This is a genomic window from Methyloversatilis sp. XJ19-49 (assembly GCF_024580145.1).
Classification (GTDB): Bacteria; Pseudomonadota; Gammaproteobacteria; order Burkholderiales; family Rhodocyclaceae; genus Methyloversatilis.
The window spans coordinates 115,850-132,117 of record NZ_JANINI010000003.1 but is presented as its reverse complement, the minus strand read 5'-3'; the positions used below and the strand labels follow the sequence as shown (position 1 = coordinate 132,117).

Annotated in this window: 18 protein-coding genes; 5 read left to right on the top strand and 13 right to left on the bottom strand. The window is 66.8% G+C overall.

Annotated elements, in window-relative coordinates; translation table 11 throughout:
- Positions 1 to 9: 9 nt before the first annotated feature.
- Positions 10 to 231, bottom strand: coding sequence for a cysteine-rich CWC family protein (locus tag NMQ16_RS05075; RefSeq protein WP_257079418.1), 222 nt, complete (start codon positions 229 to 231; stop codon positions 10 to 12).
- Positions 228 to 1,763, bottom strand: a complete 1,536-nt coding sequence (locus NMQ16_RS05070) for a malonyl-CoA synthase (protein WP_257079417.1) — start codon at positions 1,761 to 1,763, stop codon at positions 228 to 230. The genes NMQ16_RS05075 and NMQ16_RS05070 overlap by 4 nt, the downstream gene beginning before the upstream one ends.
- A gap of 211 nt (positions 1,764 to 1,974) precedes the next feature.
- Between NMQ16_RS05070 and pqqA the strand changes: the two genes are divergently transcribed.
- From pqqA to NMQ16_RS05055, 3 genes are all read left to right on the top strand, one after another.
- Entirely contained in the window at positions 1,975 to 2,049 is a 75-nt protein-coding gene (gene pqqA / locus NMQ16_RS19210) for a pyrroloquinoline quinone precursor peptide PqqA (RefSeq protein WP_083224124.1), read from the top strand.
- 144 nt (positions 2,050 to 2,193) lie between these two features.
- Positions 2,194 to 3,063 (top strand): MBL fold metallo-hydrolase, encoded by an 870-nt coding sequence (locus NMQ16_RS05060; protein WP_257079415.1) that lies wholly within the window; start codon positions 2,194 to 2,196, stop codon positions 3,061 to 3,063.
- Positions 3,060 to 4,823, top strand: coding sequence for a sulfate permease (locus NMQ16_RS05055; RefSeq protein WP_257079414.1), 1,764 nt, complete (start codon positions 3,060 to 3,062; stop codon positions 4,821 to 4,823). The genes NMQ16_RS05060 and NMQ16_RS05055 overlap by 4 nt, the downstream gene beginning before the upstream one ends.
- Here NMQ16_RS05055 and NMQ16_RS05050 read toward each other — a convergent pair.
- A complete protein-coding gene (locus tag NMQ16_RS05050; protein WP_257079413.1) occupies positions 4,789 to 5,865 on the bottom strand; it encodes an ankyrin repeat domain-containing protein in 1,077 nt (358 codons plus the stop codon). The genes NMQ16_RS05055 and NMQ16_RS05050 overlap by 35 nt on opposite strands.
- A gap of 74 nt (positions 5,866 to 5,939) precedes the next feature.
- On the opposite strand from NMQ16_RS05050, the gene NMQ16_RS05045 reads away from it, so the two are divergent.
- The gene (locus NMQ16_RS05045; protein WP_257079412.1) at positions 5,940 to 6,482 is read left to right on the top strand and encodes an energy transducer TonB; all 543 of its coding nucleotides are present in this window, start codon (positions 5,940 to 5,942) and stop codon (positions 6,480 to 6,482) included.
- 347 nt (positions 6,483 to 6,829) lie between these two features.
- On the opposite strand, the gene NMQ16_RS05040 is transcribed toward NMQ16_RS05045, so the two are convergent.
- The 10 genes from NMQ16_RS05040 to glnA form a co-directional block, all read right to left on the bottom strand.
- Positions 6,830 to 7,000, bottom strand: a complete 171-nt coding sequence (locus NMQ16_RS05040; protein WP_069040461.1) for a DNA gyrase inhibitor YacG — start codon at positions 6,998 to 7,000, stop codon at positions 6,830 to 6,832.
- A gap of 23 nt (positions 7,001 to 7,023) precedes the next feature.
- Entirely contained in the window at positions 7,024 to 7,779 is a 756-nt protein-coding gene (zapD, locus tag NMQ16_RS05035) for a cell division protein ZapD (protein WP_257079411.1), read from the bottom strand.
- A gap of 61 nt (positions 7,780 to 7,840) precedes the next feature.
- Positions 7,841 to 8,464, bottom strand: a complete 624-nt coding sequence (coaE, locus tag NMQ16_RS05030; RefSeq protein WP_257079410.1) for a dephospho-CoA kinase — start codon at positions 8,462 to 8,464, stop codon at positions 7,841 to 7,843.
- The gene (locus NMQ16_RS05025; protein ID WP_257079409.1) at positions 8,461 to 9,147 is read right to left on the bottom strand and encodes an SPOR domain-containing protein; all 687 of its coding nucleotides are present in this window, start codon (positions 9,145 to 9,147) and stop codon (positions 8,461 to 8,463) included. The genes coaE and NMQ16_RS05025 overlap by 4 nt, the downstream gene beginning before the upstream one ends.
- A 57-nt stretch (positions 9,148 to 9,204) precedes the next feature.
- The gene (locus tag NMQ16_RS05020) at positions 9,205 to 9,987 is read right to left on the bottom strand and encodes a type III pantothenate kinase (protein WP_257079408.1); all 783 of its coding nucleotides are present in this window, start codon (positions 9,985 to 9,987) and stop codon (positions 9,205 to 9,207) included.
- A gap of 1 nt (position 9,988) precedes the next feature.
- Entirely contained in the window at positions 9,989 to 10,792 is an 804-nt protein-coding gene (locus NMQ16_RS05015; protein WP_257079407.1) for a biotin--[acetyl-CoA-carboxylase] ligase, read from the bottom strand.
- A 56-nt stretch (positions 10,793 to 10,848) separates the two neighbouring features.
- Positions 10,849 to 12,264: a nitrogen regulation protein NR(I) gene (gene ntrC / locus NMQ16_RS05010; protein ID WP_257079406.1), complete on the bottom strand. Its 1,416-nt coding sequence runs from the start codon at positions 12,262 to 12,264 to the stop codon at positions 10,849 to 10,851.
- Positions 12,261 to 13,364, bottom strand: a complete 1,104-nt coding sequence (gene glnL, locus NMQ16_RS05005; protein ID WP_257079405.1) for a nitrogen regulation protein NR(II) — start codon at positions 13,362 to 13,364, stop codon at positions 12,261 to 12,263. Before glnL ends, ntrC begins: the two co-directional genes overlap by 4 nt.
- A 72-nt stretch (positions 13,365 to 13,436) precedes the next feature.
- Positions 13,437 to 13,916 (bottom strand): DUF4124 domain-containing protein, encoded by a 480-nt coding sequence (locus NMQ16_RS05000; protein WP_257079404.1) that lies wholly within the window; start codon positions 13,914 to 13,916, stop codon positions 13,437 to 13,439.
- A gap of 157 nt (positions 13,917 to 14,073) precedes the next feature.
- Positions 14,074 to 15,486: a type I glutamate--ammonia ligase gene (gene glnA / locus NMQ16_RS04995; protein WP_257079403.1), complete on the bottom strand. Its 1,413-nt coding sequence runs from the start codon at positions 15,484 to 15,486 to the stop codon at positions 14,074 to 14,076.
- 326 nt (positions 15,487 to 15,812) lie between these two features.
- Between glnA and NMQ16_RS04990 the strand changes: the two genes are divergently transcribed.
- Entirely contained in the window at positions 15,813 to 16,262 is a 450-nt protein-coding gene (locus NMQ16_RS04990) for a rhodanese-like domain-containing protein (RefSeq protein ID WP_257079402.1), read from the top strand.
- Positions 16,263 to 16,268: the final 6 nt, after the last annotated feature.

Genomic DNA, 16,268 nt, shown 5'->3' with positions numbered 1-16,268 from the left:
CGCCGTGCGTCAGGCGGGGCCCGCCGCCGGCACATCGGTCTGCGCGTCCGTGACTTCGCGCAGGCAGGCGAGACACAGGCAGCCGACGTAGCGTTCGCGCAGGTCGGCCAGCAGCCCGGGATCGAGCGTCAAGGTGAAGCAGTCGCAGGGCGCCGGTCCGGCTGCGCCGCAGGTGAAATGGCCACCGCAGCGCGGACAGCGATCCGGCTCGCAAGCGGGTGCCGCGTTCATCCGGCGAACAGTGCGCGATGCGCGTCGCGCAGCAGGTTCTTCTGCACCTTGCCCATCGTGTTGCGCGGCAGTTCGGACACGATGAACAGCCGCTTGGGCACCTTGAAGTTGGCGATCTGCGCCTTCAGCCGTGCCGTCATCGCGGCGGCGTCGAGCGTGCTGCCCGGCTTGGCGACCACGATGGCGACCACCGCCTCGCCGAAATCCGCGTGCGGCACACCGACCACCGCCGATTCGGCCACGCCCGGCATGTCGTTGATGACACTTTCGATCTCGGCCGGATACACGTTGTAGCCGCCGCTGATGATCAGGTCCTTGCTGCGGCCGACGATGGTCACGTAGCCATCCTCGCTGAGATGGCCGACGTCGCCGGTCATGAACCAGCCATCGGCGGTGAATTCGGCGGCAGTCTTTTCCGGCATGCGCCAGTAGCCCTTGAACACGTTCGGCCCGCGCACCTCGATGCCGCCGATGTCGCCCGCCGGCAGCGATTGTCCGCGGTCATCGCGCACCCGCAGGCTCACCCCCGGCAGCGCCGGCCCGACCGTGCCACCGCGGCGCTGGTCTTCCGGCCGGTAGGGGTTGGACGTGAGCATCGCGGTTTCGCTCATGCCGTAACGCTCCAGTATCGTGTGACCGGTGCGCTGACGGAATTCGCGGAAGGTTTCGATCAGCAGCGGCGCCGAACCGCTGATGAACAGCCGCATGCTGCGGCAGGCCTCCTTCGTGAAGCCGGGTTCGGCCAGCAGACGCACGTACAGCGTCGGCACGCCCATGAATACCGTGGCTTCGGGCAGGCGCGCCGCCACCGCACGCGGATCGAACCGGCTGAACCAGATCATGCAGCTGCCATTGAGCAACGCGCCGTGCGAGGCGACGAACAGGCCATGCACATGGAAGATCGGCAGCGCATGCAGCAGCACATCGCCCGCTTGCCAGCCCCACACCTGCTTCAGCACCTGGGCATTCGACAGCAGGTTGCCATGCGTCAGCATGGCGCCCTTGCTGCGGCCGGTCGTGCCGCTGGTATACAGGATTGCCGCCAGATCATCGGCGGCGCGCAGCGCCGGCGTGTGGCGGTCGCTGTGCGGCGCGGCGGCGTCGAGCAGACTGCCGCTGCGGTCGTCTTCCAGCGTGAACACATACGGCGTACCCAGACGCGCGGCGAGATCGCTCACCCATCGGACGTTCTTCTCGGTGCACACGACCACCGCCGGTTCCGCGTTGCCGATGAAGTACTCGACCTCACCCGCCTGATAGGCGGTGTTCAGCGGCAGATAGATATGGCCCGCGCGCAGCACGGCGAGGTAGAGCATCAACGCCTCGACGCTCTTTTCCGTCTGCACCGCGATGCGGCTTTCCGGCGGCAGCGCGAGCGAATCGATCAGGTTGGCCAGCACGGCCGTGCCGCGTTCGAGGTCGCGCCAGGTGTAATACAGCGGGTCGGGCGTATCGGCGGTTTCGATGGCGATTGCATCGACATCGTCCGGGAAGGCTGCGCGCAGTGCGCAGAACAGGTTTTCCTGCGTCATGTTCGGGTGGTCCGTTATTTTGCGCGCGGAGTATGGCGGCCGGCCGGTGGCAGCGTCAATCGGCCGCGATCATGAAAATCATGGGCCTTCTTTCGTGTGCATCATCAGGTGCGCCAACGCAGCCGGGTCCATCATTCAATCCATGCATGGCAGACGCCGATGCAGCGCGAACGACCTGATGCAGTACGCAGCACTTACCAAGGAGACTGACATGAACTGGCAAACCCCGAAGGCGACCGATCTGCGTTTTGGCTTTGAAATCACGATGTACATCGCCAACCGCTGAACGGCGCGGCAGTACGGGCAGGAAAAAAACGGCGGGCACTCCCGCCGTTTTTCATGGGTGACGCCGCATACGAAGGTGACTGCAGTTACTGACGCGGCGCAGCAAGCGATATAAGGTGTTCCCATCCGATTCAAGGGAGCATTCATGTCCAGCAGTTCGATGCAGATCGAAGCCTTCTTCGATGAAGCAACCAGCACGGTGAGCTACATCGTGCTCGACCGCAGCACGCAGGCGTGCGCCATCGTCGACAGTGTGCTCGACTACGATCCCAAGGCAGGCCGCACCTCGACACAGTCCGCCGACCGCCTGATCGCGCGGGTGCGCGAGCTGGGCGCCCGGCTCGAGTGGATACTGGAAACCCACGTGCACGCCGACCACCTGTCGGCTGCGCCGCATCTGCGCGCACAGCTCGGCGGACAGCTGGGCATCGGTGCCCACATCGTCACTGTGCAGAAGGTGTTCGGAAGCCTGTTCAACGCAGGCGACGACTTCGCGCGCGACGGCCGCCAGTTCGACCGGCTGTTCGCTGACGGCGACAGTTTCACCATCGGCTCGCTGACCGCGCGCGCGCTGCACACGCCGGGTCACACGCCGGCCTGCATGAGCTATGTGATCGAGGACGCGGTGTTCGTCGGCGACACGCTATTCATGCCAGACTACGGTACCGCGCGCTGCGACTTCCCCGGCGGCGACGCGCGCACGCTGTACCGCTCGGTGCGCCGGTTGCTGTCCCTGCCGCCGGCCACGCGGCTGTTCATGTGCCACGACTACCCGCCGGGCGGCCGCTCCCCCGCGTGGGAAAGCACGGTGGCCGAGCAACGCGCGCACAACATCCACGTGCATGACGGCATCGCCGAAGACGATTTCGTCGCCATGCGCACGGCGCGCGACGCCACGCTCGACATGCCGGTGCTGATCCTGCCGTCGGTACAGGTCAACATGCGCGCCGGCCACCTGCCCGAGCCGGAAGACAACGGCACGCGTTACCTCAAGATTCCGCTCGACGTGCTGTGAGCCGGCCGACGCATCCGGTCTCGACGTCCGGCGCGTGGGCGCGCTGGCTGCCGGTGCTCGGCTGGGCGCCGCGCTATGACCGTCCGACCTTCGGCGCCGACCTGCTGGCCTCGCTCATCGTCACGCTGATGCTGATCCCGCAGAGCCTGGCCTACGCGCAGCTGGCCGGGCTGCCGCCACAGGTCGGGCTGTATGCCAGCATCGCGCCGCTGTTCGCCTACGCATTGTTCGGCAGCAGCCACGCGCTGTCGGTCGGACCGGTGGCCGTCGTGTCGCTGATGACCGCCGCGGCGGTCGGTTCGCTCGGCCTGGTGGATGAGACGGCACGACTTCAGGCCGCGCTGACGCTGGCTTTCGTGTCCGGTGTCATGCTTACCGTGATGGGCGCACTCAGGCTGGGCTTTCTGGCCAGCTTCCTCAGCCACCCGGTGGTATCAGGCTTTGTCACCGCGTCGTCGCTGCTGATCGCGCTGAGCCAGCTCAAGCATCTGCTCGGCATACAGGCCAGTGGCGACACGCTGCCCGATCTGCTGCCCGGCCTGATCGCCAACCTGCCCGACACCCACCTGCCCACCGCGGCACTGGGCGCCGGCGTGCTGATCTTCCTGTACTGGACACGCAGCCGGCTCAAGCCGCTGCTGATCCGGCTCGGCCTGTCGGCCCGCGCAGCCGACACCTGCGCCAAGGCCGGCCCGGTGGTGGCCGTACTCGGCAGTACGGCGCTGGTATGGGCCTTGCGGCTCGACCAGATCGGCGTGCGCAAGGTCGGCGACATACCGGCCGGACTGCCGCCGCTGACCCTGCCCTCCTTCGACCCCGCGCTGCTGTCGCAACTGCTGCTGCCGGCGCTGCTGATCAGCATCATCGGCTTCGTCGAGTCGGTATCGGTGGCGCAGACCTTCGCCGCCAAGCGCCGGCTGCGCATCGAGCCGGACCAGGAACTGGTCGGTCTCGGCGCGTCCAATCTCGCGGCCGCCTTCACCGGCGGCTACCCGGTGACCGGCGGCTTTTCGCGCTCGGTGGTGAATTTCGACGCCGGCGCCGCGACCCCCGCCGCCGGCGCCTTCACCGCTGTCGGCATCGCGCTGGCCGCGCTGGCGCTGACGCCACTGCTGCACTACCTGCCGCAGGCCACGCTGGCGGCGACCATCGTCGTGGCCATCATGACGCTGGTCGACACCGACACGCTACACCGTACCTGGCGCAGTTCGCGCACCGATTTCGCGGCGGTGGTCACCACGTTGGTCGTCACCTTGCTGGCTGGCGTCGAAACCGGAGTCGGCGCCGGCGTGCTGCTCACGCTGCTCACGCTGCTGTGGCACGCCAGCCGGCCGCACATGGCGGTGGTCGGGCGCGTGCCGGGTACCGAGCACTACCGGAACGTGGAACGTCATCGGGTCGAAACCGATCCGTCGCTGATCGGGCTGCGGGTGGACGAAGGCCTGAACTTCATGAATGCGCGTCAGGTCGAGGACCGCATGCTAGCGCTGGTCACCGCCCAGCCCGCTGCGCAGCACGTGGTGCTGCAGTGCTCGGCGGTGAATGACATCGACGCCAGTGCGCTCGAAATGCTCGAAAGCGTGGCACACCGGCTGCGCGACATGGGCGTGCTGCTGCACCTGTCGGAGGTGAAGGGGCCGGTGATGGACAAGCTCGAGCGCACCGACCTGCTGGCGCAGCTCGGCGGCCGGGTGTTCCTGTCACATCACGAAGCGGTCACGACGCTCACGGCGCCCGGAGCCTCTCGACCGCTGCCCTGAAGCGCTTGCGCAGTTCTTCGGTCGGCTGGCCGGCCGCCTGTGCCGCCTCGATGGCGCGCAGGATGTCCAGCGCACCGGCATCGGCCGCGAGCGTCTGCGCAGCCGGCGTCGCGGCGCCGGACACCAGTTCGGCCCGCTCGGCGCCCGGCTTGCCTCGCTTGGCGGAAATGACCAGCGCCGAGGGCGCGGCCTTCACCGTCTGCCGGGTCGCGCTGTTGCGATGGCTGTCGACCGCAGCGAGGAATTGCTTGCGCAGCGCGGCCGTGGGTTGGCCACGCGCCTCGGCCTCGCGCAGCTTCTTCAGCAGGGCGGCCACATCGGGCGGCGCCGGCACGGACGCCTGCGGTGGCGGTGGCGGTACAGCCGGCACCGGCTGCGCCTTGACGGCCGCCGCCACCTCTTCCGTGGGAGCGACCAGCCCGGCGATGCTCAGACGGTTGTAGCGCAGCGCCCAGGCCAGCGCATTTTCACCGCGATCGGACACCGCATTCGTGCTGGCGCCGGCCTCGACCAGCGCGCGCACGATGGTTTCGTGGCCTTCGCGCACCGCCATCATCAACGGCGTCGACAGATTAGGCGCGCGCGCGTCGAGTTTCGCGCCACGCGCGATCAGCAGGTCTGCGATGCGCCGGTGACCGGCGAACGCGGCGTAATGCAGCGCGCCCCAGGTCTTGTCCGGCGGGTCGAGCGACGCACCGCGCTCGATCAGCCATTCAACCGCCTTCTGATGGCCGCGCCACGCCGCCAGCGCGATCGCCTGTTCGCCGATGCGGCTGATGTAATCGATATTGGCGCCGCGTTCGAGAAACAGCTGCATCAGTTCGATGTTGCCGTCCCAGGCCGCGATCATCATGCCGCTGCCCACCGTGTCGGCTTCGAAATCCGGCGGCAGGCCTTCGTCCAGCCAGCGGGTCGCCGAGCGGATGTCGCCCATCTCCATCGCGCGACCGAAGCGCGCCGGATCGGGCAGTTGCGCCCACGCGGGCGGGGTCAGGCAGAGCGCCAGCAGCAGCGCGGCAAAACATCGGAAAGTCTGGATCAAGTGCGTCCCCGTCAAGGCAGCCCGGTGGGTCGGGCACAATAGAGGTCGCCAGTCTAACGATCCCGTCCGCCGGTTTGTCCCGCCTGAAACTTCATTTCGCACTTGCACTGTCCGCGCTGACGCACGCCCTGTTCCTGCTGTGGCCCGAACGCACGGCCGAAGCGCCGCGCGCCGCGCCGGCGCCGGCACTGCAGGCCCGGCTGCAGACCGCGCCTGCGGCAGCGGTCCCGCGCGCAGCGGAGCCCGAGCCGGCTGAACCGCTGCTGAAGGACACGCGCAGCGAACGGACGGAGCCGGCACCGGCACCGCGACCGCCGGCGGTCGTCCACGCACCACGTGACGCGACGGCCACCGCCGCGGCGCGTGAGCAGGCGCAACAGAAGCTGAACCGTCATGTGTTCTACCCGCCGGAGGCGATCGAGCAGGAACTGGAGGGGGAAGTGACGCTGCGCCTGCTGCTCGATGTGTCGGGCCGGGTCATCGACGCCGCCGTGCTGGCCGGCAGCGGTCACGCACTGCTGGACCGGGCAGCGCTCGACGCCGCACGCCAGATCGGCCGCATCGACGCTGGCGGCGCACGCGAAATGCTGCTGCCGGTGGTGTTCAGGCTGGATTGACGCGGCGCCGAGTCGACACGGCAAAGATACCCGCCAGCCCAGGACAACAACAGAAGCGACGGCCCTGTGGGAGCTGGCCCTGTGGGAGCTGGCCCTGTGGGAGCTGGCCCTGTGGGAGCTGGCCCTGTGGGAGCGGCGGCCTCGCCGCGATACGCACTCTGCACAACGACGGTCACGGCACGATCGCGGCGAGGCCGCCGCTCCCACATGTGCACGTTGCACTGCGACCATCGCAGCACTGATCGCGGCGAGGCCGCCGCTCCCACAGGGGGCCGGTGCCGATCACAGCTCCCACAGGACCGGTGCCAATCGCGGCGAGGCACCCGGATTCGTTCGGCCAGACCGACCTATGAAATATCTTCGTCCGGCGGCAGTTCGGGCGACGCATCGGGCACGCGATACTCCTCGTTCGCCCAGGCGACGAAATCGGAATTCTTGCAGCGCGGGCTGCAGAACGGCCGTGCCGGATTCGACGGCGCATAGACGGCGGGCTGGCCGCAGCGCGGACAGGTGACGATGCGACCGCCGGTGCCCGGAGTGCTCACAGATTGCAGAAGGTCAGTTCGAAGCCGACGTCGGTTTCGGTCACGCGCGGGCGGGCGTGACCGCCGGGCGCCACGAAGCGGATGTTGAGCGCGTACTTGTTGGCACTGATTTCCGGCGTGACCGCTTCTTCCATCGACACGCGCAGACGCAGCATCTGCGCCGACTTGCCGCCCATCATCTGCTGGAACGCACCGCTGCCCGCAATGTGACGCTCCGGCCGGCCGCTGGCGCGCAGCAGACGCAGCACGATGGTCAGGCCGTCGCGGATCGGCAGCATCGGCGTCAGCCAGCCGACCAGATCGGCCTGGCGCAGCGATGGATCACGGTGACACCAGTAGTGATACGACGGCAGGTCGAATTCGCACAGGCCGCCCGGGATCGCAGTGCGGCTCTTGATGCTCATGAGCCAGTCGTTCTCGCGCAGGTACTGGCCGATCTTGCCGGCCATCGACAGCAGCGCCGCGCTGGCCTGCTCTATCTCGTACAGCGCACCGGACAGGGCTTCTTCGGAAATGTCGGGGTTGTTGCGGAAGGACATCAGCGTCTGGCGCTGCCGCTCCAGTTCCTGCACCAGGTCGACCTTCAGGTCGGCACGCGACGCGACTTCGAGAATCTCGAACAGGCCGACCAGTGCAACGTGATGTTCATGCGCGCCTTCGGCACGCATGAAATGCTGCGTGCGTTCGAACAGGTCCTCCAGGCGCAGCAGCGTGCGGATGCGCTCGTTCAGAGGATATTCGTATGTAATCACAGGGGCTTGTCCGGGACTTGTTCAAGCAAATTCTCATGATTCTGACGGAAAACCCCTTGAGTCACAACGCCGACGCCGGTTTTTCACGTTTCGCGAGCGTCATGTAGCGCGCATGGAGCACATCGACCTGTGGCACCAGCGCAGCGCGCTCGCCTGCGTTGTCGATGACATCGTCGGCCACCGCGAGACGGGCTTCGCGCGACGCCTGCGCGGCGATGATGCGGTCGATCTCGTCGGCCGGGAGGGCGCTGCGCGCACGCACCCGTTCGCGCTGCAATTCGACCGGACAATCGACCACCAGTACGCGGTCGCAGCGGCTGTTCCAGTCGCCGGATTCGATCAGCAACGGCACCGCCAGTACGACATAGGGCGCAGCACTGGCGGCGACCTCGTCGCGGGCCCGGGTGCGGATCAGCGGGTGCAGCAGGGCTTCGAGCCGCGCCCGGACCGCCGGTTCGGCGAACGCATGGGCACGCATGCGGGCGCGGTCGAGCGCGCCGTCGGCCGTGATGAAGGCATCGCCGAACGCCTCGCGCAGCGGCGCGATGGCAGCGCCGTGCCGTCCCGTAAGCTGGTGTGCGATGGCGTCGGTGTCGACCAGCGCGGCACCGCGCTGCACGAACAGCTCGGCCACCGCCGACTTGCCGCTGCCGATGCCGCCGGTCAGCCCGACCACGAAGGTCATTGGCAGTCGGTCCGCTGGGCCGTCTCGTCGAGCGCCAGCGGGGCGCTGTCGAACAAGGCAGCCAGTTCGGGCCCGGTGCCGCGCACCTCGACCCGGTAGCGTCCGGCGCGGCCTTCGCGCGGCGCGATGCGCGCGCTGCGCACGCCTTGCCCGTTCAGCGTGGCCAGCAATTCCTTCGCGGCCGCCTCGGTCTTGAACAGGCCGAGCGACACGGCCAGCTTCTGCGAATCGGCCGGGTCGGCCATGACGAGCATTTCACGCACGCCCAGCGCGCGCAGTTCGGCCTGCTTGCGTTCCGCCAGCTGGCGCGTCTGCATGTCGGGGATGTGCACCCACCAGGCCGTGGTTTCGGTCTGTTCGGCTTCCGCCAGCTGCAGCGCGAGCTGCTGCGAGGCGATGCGCGCGGTCAGCGCATCGACCTGCTCACGCGACAGGCCGTCGAACGCCCGGCAGAGCGCCGGCGCGTCGGTGTCGGCCGTGACTGCCGCAGCCGCATCCGGCGCGGCGACGGCCTCGGTGACGGGTGCTTCGCCATCGGATGCCAGGATGCGGATGCTGTCCGGTTTCATCTGGCTGGCCATGCGAAGCGGCTCGCTGCCGTTGTCCTTGCCGGCGATCAGGCCGGACACGAAGGGGTAGAGCGCAACATTGACCAGCAGCAGCAGGAAGAACACGAGGCGCATCGTCAATGTCCGTGGCGCGGCGCAATGCCGCAGAAGGGAGATTTCATTCGAAAGATGTCATCCGGGAAACTTCGGCCGCAGGGCTTCATTCACCGGATCCCGCTTGGATTCGCATTTCATCACATCCGGGCTGTTGTCCGCAGCCGCCAGCCGGGCCAGCCCGTGCAGCACGAGATCGTCCACCCGCCGGTGCGCACAGCGCAGTCGCGGTCCGATCGCAGCCGCCGCGCCGCCGGACAGCAGCACGGTCGCCTGCGGGCCAAGCTGTTCGCGCACGCGTTCGATCAGCGCCGCCTGGGCATCGGTGCACGCGTTGTGGATGGCATCGTCGGTGTTGCGCGGCCAGTCGGCCGCGTCACCGACGGCGTGTGGCAGGTCCGCGGTGTGACGCGCCAACGACTCGAGCATCAGGCGCAGGCCGGGCAGGATGTAGCCGCCGATGAAGCGGTCGTCGGCGTCGAGTGCATCGATGGTGGTCGCAGTGCCGGCGGTGGCGACGACGAGCGGCCCGGACTGCAGCGCGCGTGCGCCGATCAGCGCGGCCCAGCGATCGGCGCCCAGCTGGGCCGGCTGCTCGTACAGGTTCGCAATGCCGCAGGCCGTCGCCCGGGCGAACACGCGGTGCGCCGCACAGGCTGGCGACAACGCACGCCGGATGTCGGCATCGACGACATCGCCCGCCACGCAGGTGTAGTGCGCGGTCGTGGCCGCCTGCCACGCGCGCGCCAGCACCGCCGCATCGAGCGCAGACACATCGAGCGCCGAAACCTTGCCGGGATGGCCGCGCTCGCACCAGGCCCACTTGATGCGGCTGTTGCCGGCGTCTATCAGCAACTGCATGTCAGGGCGCCGTACGCAGCGATACGTCACCGGCGAGCACACGCTCGACCCGGCCGTCGCAGTCGAGCCGCAGCGCGCCGTCGTGATCGGCACCCAGACACCGTCCGCTGAGCTGCGCGTCATCGCCGGACACGGTGACCGCGCGGCCGGCGTGCAGGTTGTAGTGGTTCCAGCGATCGGCGAAAGGGGCGAAACCGTGCGCCGCGAACTGCGGCAGCATGCGCGCCAGCGCGTCGGCCAGCGCTGCACCGACGTCCAGCCACACTTCACGGCCGGGGGCATCAGGGGAGAGCGCCGCCGGTGCATGGGCGTAGTCGCCTGCCGGCGGCAGCGCGAGATTGAGTCCGACGCCGATGACGGCGGTCGTTTCGCCGGTCGGCGGCGATGACAGTTCTATCAGCACGCCACCCAGTTTCCGGTCGGCCCGCATCAGGTCGTTCGGCCACTTGAGCGCGATGTCGGTGATGCCGCGCGCGCTCAGCGCATCGGCCAGTGCGACGCCGACCGCCAGACTCAGTCCGGACAGCGCGTCGGCGCGCAGCGCAAAGGTGTGGCGCAGCGAAAAGGTGAGGCTGTCGCCCGGGCGGGCGGTCCATGCGCGACCGCGCCGCCCGCGGCCGGCGGTCTGTTCGAGCGCGAAGAGCAGGCGCGTGTCGCGTCCGGTCTGGTCGAGCAGCACGCTGTTGGTGCTGGTACAGGCAACGTACACCTCGACTGTCCAGTTTTCGGGAACGGCGCCGGCGCGCCGGCGCAGCGCGTCGGCAAGTGCGGTGTCCGCAACGGCGGTTTCGGCGAGGACAGTCATGCGGCGGATTGTAGCCGGGTGGCTGCATGCAGCCACCCGCCATCGTGTCACGCGGACTACTCGAGGTCCGTCTCGACTTCGCGTCCGCCTTCGATGTTCAGTTCCTGGATCTTGCGCGTGATCGTGTTGCGGCCGATGCCCAGCAGCTGTGCGGATTCGATGCGCCGGCCGCCGGTGCTGGCCAGCGCACGCCGGATCAGCGTGCGTTCGAATTCCTGCACCAGATGATCGAACAGCGCCGGCTGCTTGAGCGCGATCAGGCGATCGACCTCGGACGCCAGCGCCGCGCCCCAGTCACCCGCCGCTTCGCGCGCCGGCTGGCTGCGCAGTTCGGCCGGCAGATCCTTGACATCGACCACCTGCCCGGGTGCCATCACGGTCAGCCAGTGGCAGAGGTTTTCCAGCTGGCGCACATTGCCCGGAAATTCCAGCCCCTGCAGATAGCGGGTCGCCGGCTCGGACAGGCGCTTGGCATCGACGCCCAGCTCCTGCGCGCTCTTCGTCATGAAGTGCTGGGCCAGCAGCACGATGTCCTCGCGCCGCTCGCGCAGCGGCGGGATGCGCAGCCGGATCACGTTGAGCCGGTGGAACAGGTCTTCGCGGAACAGGCCCTGCTTCACCCGGTCTTCCAGATTCTGGTGGGTGGCGGCAATCACGCGTACGTTCGATTTGATCGGCGAATGGCCGCCTACGCGGTAGAAGTGGCCGTCCGACAGCACGCGCAGCAGGCGCGTCTGCAGCTCGGACGGCATGTCGCCGATTTCGTCGAGGAACAAGGTGCCGCCATCGGCCTGTTCGAAGCGGCCGCGGCGCATCGCGGTGGCGCCGGTGAAGGCACCGCGCTCGTGGCCGAACAGTTCGGATTCGAGCAGGTCACGCGGGATGGCGGCGGTGTTGATCGCGATGAAGGGCGCGTCGCGGCGCGGGCTGTGGCGGTGCAGCGCGCGCGCCACCAGTTCCTTGCCGGTGCCCGATTCGCCGTTGATCAGCACCGTGGCGTGGCTCTGCGCCAGGCGGCCGATGGCGCGGAACACGTCCTGCATCGACGCCGCCTTGCCGAGAATTTCCGGTGCCATGTCGGCTTCGGCCGGCGCACTGGCCTGGTGCATGCTCTCTTCGATGGCCCTGCGCACCAGTTCGATCGCGTGATCGACGTCGAACGGTTTCGGCAGGTATTCGAACGCGCCGCCCTGGAAGGCGGCGACCGCGCTGTCCAGATCCGAATAGGCGGTCATGATGATGACCGGCAGGCTGGGGTGGCGCGCCTTGACCTTTTCCAGCAGCGACAGGCCGGATTCGCCCGGCATGCGGATGTCGGACACGAGCACCTGCGGCTGGCCGCCGGAATCGAGCGCATCGAGCGCTTCCTGGGCGGTGGAAAAGGCGGAATACGGGATCGACTCGCGCGCCAGCGCCTTTTCGAGCACCCAGCGTATCGAGCGGTCATCATCGACTATCCAGACCGGATTCATGGTTTCTCCGAAGTGCCTTGCTTGAACGGCAGCAGTATTGTGAAAACGGTGTAGCCCGGCCGGCTCTGCACCTCGATGGTGCCGTGGTGCTGATGCACGAAGCTCTGCGCCAGCGTGAGCCCGAGTCCGGTGCCGTCGTCGCGGCCGGACACGAGCGGATAGAAGATGCGATCGACCAGGTCTTCCGGGATGCCCGGGCCGTTGTCGATCACTTGCAATTCGAGTGCCAGCTTGTGCCGACGCTTCACCAGCGTCGCCTGCCGGTGGGCACGGGTGCGCAGCCGGATGCTGCCGTGGCCCTTCATCGCCTGCGCGGCGTTGCGCGCAATGTTCAGCACGACCTGGATCAGCTGTTCGCGATCGGCCGTCAGATCGGGCAGGCTGGTGTCGTAGTCACGCTCGACCGCAACCTCGGGAAACTCCGACGCGATCAGCAGGCGCACGCGTTCCAGTACTTCGTGGATGCTGACCGTGGTCACCTGCATCGCGCGATGCGAATGCAGCAGACGGTTCATCAGGTCCTGCAGCCGGTCCGATTCGTTGATGATGACCTGCGTATATTCACGCAGTTCGGGCCGGTCGAGCTCGCGTTCCAGCAGTTGTGCGGCACCACGGATGCCGCCGAGCGGATTCTTGATTTCGTGCGCGAGATTGCGGATCAGCTCGCGGTTGGCCTGTTGCTGCTGCAGCACCTGTTCTTCGCGCGCGATGCGCAGTTGCTGGTCGATCGGGCGGAACTCGAGCAGGATGCGGGCATTTTCCGTATGCACCGGCGACACCGTGCAGTCGAGCTGAAGCGATCCGCCGATCTGTCTATCCACCGACAGGTTGTGACCGGTATAGCTCCAGTTGTTGGCAAGCGCGTTGTCGAGCGCGGTATCCAGGCCGTGCATCGGGCCGATCAGCCGGTCGCAGTGCTTGCCGTGCAGTTTGGCCAGGCTGGCTGCGAACAGGTTTTCCGCTGCCGGGTTCAGGAAGACGATGTGCCGCTCGGCATCGAGCAGCGCCACCGCGCTCGCGAGCAGTTCCAGCCCGCTGAAACGTTCGGACCATTCGCGGGAGGGGTGGCGGGAAGACCTGCCAGGCTTGGATGCAGTCATGACCGCGATCCACGCAAGAAGCGCGCCAGAATTGCCCGCCGGTCCGTCGGCAGGCCGTTGCGAGCCCTGCGCTCAGGGCAGCTTGGACAGCTCCTTGCGCAGCGCATCGACATTGCGTTCATGCAGAGCGACATTGTCCTTGAGCCCCTGTATCCGGTCGAGATACTTTTGATAGTTGCGCTCGTTTCCCAGACGGACCGCTTCGCCTTCGGTCAGCGCCTTGCGCGCTTCTTCAAGACTGCCGGTTTCGGTCGCAAGTTCGGCTTCGAGGATGCGCCTGCGCTCGGAATCGCGCGCCTTCTGCTGGTCGTTGCTGACGCTCGGGAAACCACCTGGATTGGCCGCCGGCTTGGGCGTGGCTGCAGCCGGACCGGGCACCGAACTGACCGGCACGTCGCTGGCGAGCACCTTGCATCCGCTGGCGCGCGACTTCTCGTTCGTATAGGTGGTGTGGCCCTCAGCGTCGACGCACTTGTAGATTTCTGACGTGGCGGGCGCTGCGACAAGCAGGCTCGCCGCGGCAATCAGAATACGGTTCAGACCTTGTAGCATGTGGATCACCTGGGCGTTTCGGGTCGAAGCAGCGCGAGTGTAGGGCGCACACTTGCGCAGTGACAATGAAAAAGGACGGCTAATTGCCGTCCTTTTCTTCAACGCTTCACATGCCGCGCGGGCTGACGCCACGCCGGCATGTGCTGATCGATGGCGATCAGAGGCTGTAGTACATCTCGAATTCGACCGGATGGGTCGTCATGCGGATGCGATTCACTTCGGTCATCTTCAGCTCGATGTAGGCCGCGATGAAGTCTTCCGAGAACACGCCGCCCTTGGTCAGGAAGGCGTGGTCTGCGGCGAGCGCATCAAGGGCTTCGTCGAGGCTGGCGCACACGGTCGGGATCAGCTTGTCCTCTTCCGGCGGCAGATCGTACAGATTCTTGTCGGCCGGCTCGCCCGGGTGGATCTTGTTCTGCACGCCATCCAGGCCCGCCATCATCAGCGCGGCGAAGCACAGGTACGGATTGGCCAGCGGATCCGGGAAGCGCGTTTCAATGCGGCGGGCCTTGTCCGACGCGACGTGCGGAATGCGGATCGAGGCCGAGCGGTTGCGGGCCGAGTAGGCCAGCTTGACCGGTGCTTCGTAATGCGGCACCAGACGCTTGTACGAATTCGTACCCGGGTTGGTGATCGCATTCAGCGCCTTGGCATGCTTGATGATGCCGCCGATGTAGTACAGCGCGAATTCCGACAGGCCGGCGTAGCCGTTGCCGGCGAACAGGTTCTTGCCGTCCTTCCAGATCGACTGGTGCACGTGCATGCCTGAACCGTTGTCGCCGACGATGGGCTTGGGCATGAAGGTCGCCGTCTTGCCGTAGCTGTGGGCGACGTTGTGCACGATGTACTTCAGCGTCTGCGTCCAGTCGGCGCGGCGCACCAGCGTGTTGAACTTGGTGCCGATTTCGTTCTGGCCGGCGGTCGCGACTTCGTGGTGATGCACTTCGACCGGGATGCCGACGGCTTCCAGTGCCAGCACCATGGCGGCACGGATGTCATTGTGCGAATCAACCGGCGGGACCGGAAAATAGCCGCCCTTGACGCTCGGACGGTGACCGGTGTTGCCGCTTTCGAACTTCTCGCCCGACGACCATGCAGCCTCTTCCGAGAAGATCTGCACGCGGCAGCCCGACATGTCGACGGTCCACTCGACGCTGTCGAAGATGAAGAATTCGGGTTCCGGGCCGAAGTAGGCGGTATCGCCCAGGCCGGACGACTTCAGGAAGGCTTCGGCGCGCTTGGCGATCGAGCGCGGATCGCGGTCGTAGCCCTTGCCATCCGACGGCTCGACGACGTCACAGCTGATGACCAGCGTGGTTTCGTCGAAGAACGGGTCGATGAAGGCGGTTTCCGGATCCGGCATCAGCAGCATGTCCGAAGCCTGGATACCCTTCCAGCCGGCAATCGACGAACCATCAAAAGCGTGGCCTTCGGTGAACTTGTCGGCGTCGAAGGCGCTGACCGGCACACCCACGTGCTGTTCCTTGCCACGGGTGTCGGTGAAACGGAAATCAACGAACTTGACCTCCTTCTCCTTGATGATGTCGAGTACCTGCTTCGCGGTCGTCATGATTTCTCCTACGATGGATGTATGGATGTTGCTCGGTCGGCTTGAACGGGGTAATTCCTGTTTTTTGGGCGAGTCTGAGGCGCGTCTCAACAGTTTAGTTGCGGCGGCTGTCGCAGCGCTGAATAAAGCAGATCGCGTGCCACGCACCGGATTTCGCCCCGGGATTGTGCCACAGGCCGCATTGACGTCGGCGGCGCGGGCCGCAGGCCCGAAAAACGCACCGACTTGTTGCACACCGTTTTTTGAAAGCACTATTTTGGTGCATTCGGGTGTCGGCTGCAGCGGACGATATACTTCGACCACTCTTATTCGCCTGAACATCAGCCATGGCTACACTCGGACAGATACTCGGTCTCGCACGGGAACGTGCGCAACAGCTCCAACTGCCTTACGCCGGTGCCGTGACGCCGGCCGAAGCCCATGAATTGCTCAGGCTCGCGCCGGGTGCGCGCATTGTCGATGTGCGCACGGCGGCCGAGTGGCAGTGGGTCGGCGAGGTGCCGGATTCGGTGCAGATCGAATGGAACCAGTCATCCGGCCAGCGCAACCCGGATTTCATCACCCAGCTCAAGCACCAGGTCGATCCCGAAGCGCTGGTGATGTTCCTGTGCCGCAGCGGCGGACGCTCGCCCGGCGCCGCTGCGGCCGCAGCGGAAGCGGGCTACAGCAACGCCTACAACATCCTCGAAGGATTCGAGGGAGACATGGACGCCAACGGCCATCGCAACACCGTGGGTGGCTGGCGCAAGGCCGGCCTGCCGTGGAGCCAGACCTGAAGGACA